This window comes from Streptomyces sp. SID14436 (assembly GCF_010548465.1).
GTDB lineage: Bacteria > Actinomycetota > Actinomycetes > Streptomycetales > Streptomycetaceae > Streptomyces.
In genome coordinates, this window is the sequence record NZ_JAAGMD010000860.1 from 1 (window position 1) to 2480 (window position 2480).

Genomic DNA, 2480 nt, shown 5'->3' on the forward strand with positions numbered 1-2480 from the left:
CCTCGCGGTGCGCGGCCCGGACGGGTTCGTCACCCTGCTCGGCGACGGCGACGGCGACCCCGAGGGGGAGCGGGAGCGCGCACGGGAAGGCGAAGGCGAGCGGGACGGCGTCGGCGAAGCCGGCGGCGGGCACGACGGCCGGGGCGAGGGTGCCGAGCGGGCATCGCCTCACGCCTGACGGCCCGCCCGCCCGGCCTCCGCGCCGCTCCGTCCTCGTCCGGCGGGGTCCGCCTCCCCGACGCCCCGCCGGACGAGCAGGGCGGAGAGCGCTTCCACCGCCGGTGACGTGTCGGCCTCGCGGGTGGTGATGTGGATGTCGTGGGTCAGACCGGCGGGCCGCGTCACCTCCAGGTAGGCCACGCCCCGGTGCGGCACCGCGGCCAGCGCGGGGACGAGGGCGACACCGAAGTCGGCGGCCACCAGCCCGAGCAGCACCTCGTACTGGTCGGAGCGGAAGGCGATGTCGGGCTCGAACCCCTCGGCCCGGCAGAGGAGTTCGGTCGCGGCCTGGAACCCGGAACTGGGCAGCGCCGACAGCCAGGTGGCGTCCGCGAAGTCCCGCAGCCCGGCGCCGGTCCGGCCGGCCCGCTGGAGGTGCGGGGGGACCGCGAGGAGCATGCGGTCGCGGTGGAGGAGCACCTGGCGCAGGCCGCCGAGCGCGGGCTCGGGCAGGCGCCCGTACTCGTGCGTGACGGCCAGATCCAGCCCGCCGTCGGCCACCGCCGGCATCGAGGTCTCCGGCTCCGCCTCGGTGAACGTCACGCGCACGTCCGGGTGCCGCTGCCGGAACGCGGTGAGCGCGGGCACCATCAGCCCGGTCGCCACGCTGGGGAACGCGGCGACCCGGACCCGGCCCCCGCGCAGGCCCGCCACCGCGCGCACCGCCTCCTCGGCGGCGTCGAGTTCGGCGAGGACGCGGTGCGCGTGGTCCACCAGGACCCGCCCTGCCTCGGTCAGCCGCACGCTGCGGGGCGTGCGTTCCAGCAGCGGGGTCCCGACGTCCCGCTCCAGGGCGGCCAGCTGCTGGGAGGCCGCCGACGGCGTGCAGCCGGCCGCCTCGGCCGCTCCGGCGATGGTGCCCGTGCGCGCGAGGTCCCGCAGCAGGGCCAGCCGACGAGTGTTGAGCATGGGAGCAACCTATGCGGGCCGGCGCCGCGCGCCCGGGCGGCCCTGCCGTCCCGTACGTCCGCGCGTGGCCGCCCCCCCCGCCTACGTGTGCGGTTCCACGGCCCGGTTCGCCCGGCCCGCCCCGCTCCGGTTCCCGTCGAGCGCGAGGAGCGAGATCAGCTCCCAGGCGGTGTGGGCGGCGGCGAGGCCGGTGATGTCGGCGTGGTCGTAGGCGGGGGCGACCTCCACGACGTCGCATCCGACGATGTGCAGCCCCGCCAGGCCGCGGAGGGTGCGGAAGAGCTCGCGGGTCGTCAGCCCGGCGACCTCCGGGGTGCCGGTGGCCGGGGCGTGCGCCGGGTCCAGGACGTCGATGTCGACGGACACGTAGACGGGCCGCGCCCCCAGGCGCTGCCGGATCTGCGCGACGATGTCGCCGACGCTGCGCTCCTGGAAGGCCTCGCTGTCGATGATCTCGAACCCGGCCCGGCGGTCGTCGGCCAGTTCGCTCGGGTCGTAGATGCCGCCGCGCACGCCGACGTGCTGGCAGTGGTCCAGGTCGAGGAGCCCCTCCTCGGCCGCGCGGCGGAAGGGCGAGCCGTGCCAGACGCTCGCGCCGTGGCAGGTGTCCCAGGTGTCCAGGTGGGCGTCGAAGTGCAGGACGGCCAGCGGCCCGTGGGCTGCCGCCGCCGCCCGGAGCAGGGGCAGGGCGACGGTGTGGTCACCGCCGAGGGCGACGACCTTCGTGCCGCCCGCGACCAGGGACCGTGCGGCGGACTCGATCGCCGCGACCGCCCGGTCGATGTCGTACGGGCCCACCGCGACGTCACCGGCGTCGGCCACCTGCTGCACGTCGAACGGCCGCACGTCGAGGAACTGGTGGTACGGGTGGAGCTGTCGGGACTGCTCGCGGATGTGCGCGGGGCCGAACCGGGCGCCGGGGCGGAAGCTGGTCCCGCTGTCGAAGGGGATGCCGAGGACGGCCACGTCGGCGTGCTCAACGTCCTCGATGCGGGGGAGCAGCGCGTAGGTGGCGATGCCGCCGTAGCGGGGCATGCCGGGCTCGTCGCGCTGTCCGGCCGGGCGGGGAGTGGCCATGGGGGTGTGCCCTTCTGCTCGGGGTCGCGGGGCTGCGGGCATCCGGCGCGGAGCCGCACCCGCGGGGCCCGTCCGGACGGGGGTCAGCCTCGCCCGCGCGGAGCATCGGAAGAAGAGGGGGCGGCTGATGCTGAGCATCAGCCAACCTGATGCTCATCGCCGACGCGGACGCGGACGCGGACGCCGACGCCGATGCCGACGCGGACGCCGACGCGGACGCCGACGCCGCGCCCCCGTCCCGTGCCGTGCCGTGCTGCCCGGACCGGCGCGCGGGC

General features: G+C 77.0%; 2 protein-coding genes. Both read right to left on the reverse strand.

Going from position 1 to position 2480, the window contains the following annotated elements:
• Positions 1–168: 168 nt before the first annotated feature.
• Entirely contained in the window at positions 169–1128 is a 960-nt protein-coding gene (locus G3I53_RS31675) for a LysR family transcriptional regulator (RefSeq protein ID WP_164439016.1), read from the reverse strand.
• Between the two features lie 81 nt (positions 1129–1209).
• Positions 1210–2205 carry an agmatinase gene (gene speB, locus G3I53_RS31680; RefSeq protein ID WP_164339347.1) on the reverse strand — a complete coding sequence of 332 codons (996 nt, stop codon included), beginning with the start codon at positions 2203–2205 and terminating at the stop codon, positions 1210–1212.
• Positions 2206–2480 lie beyond the last annotated feature (275 nt).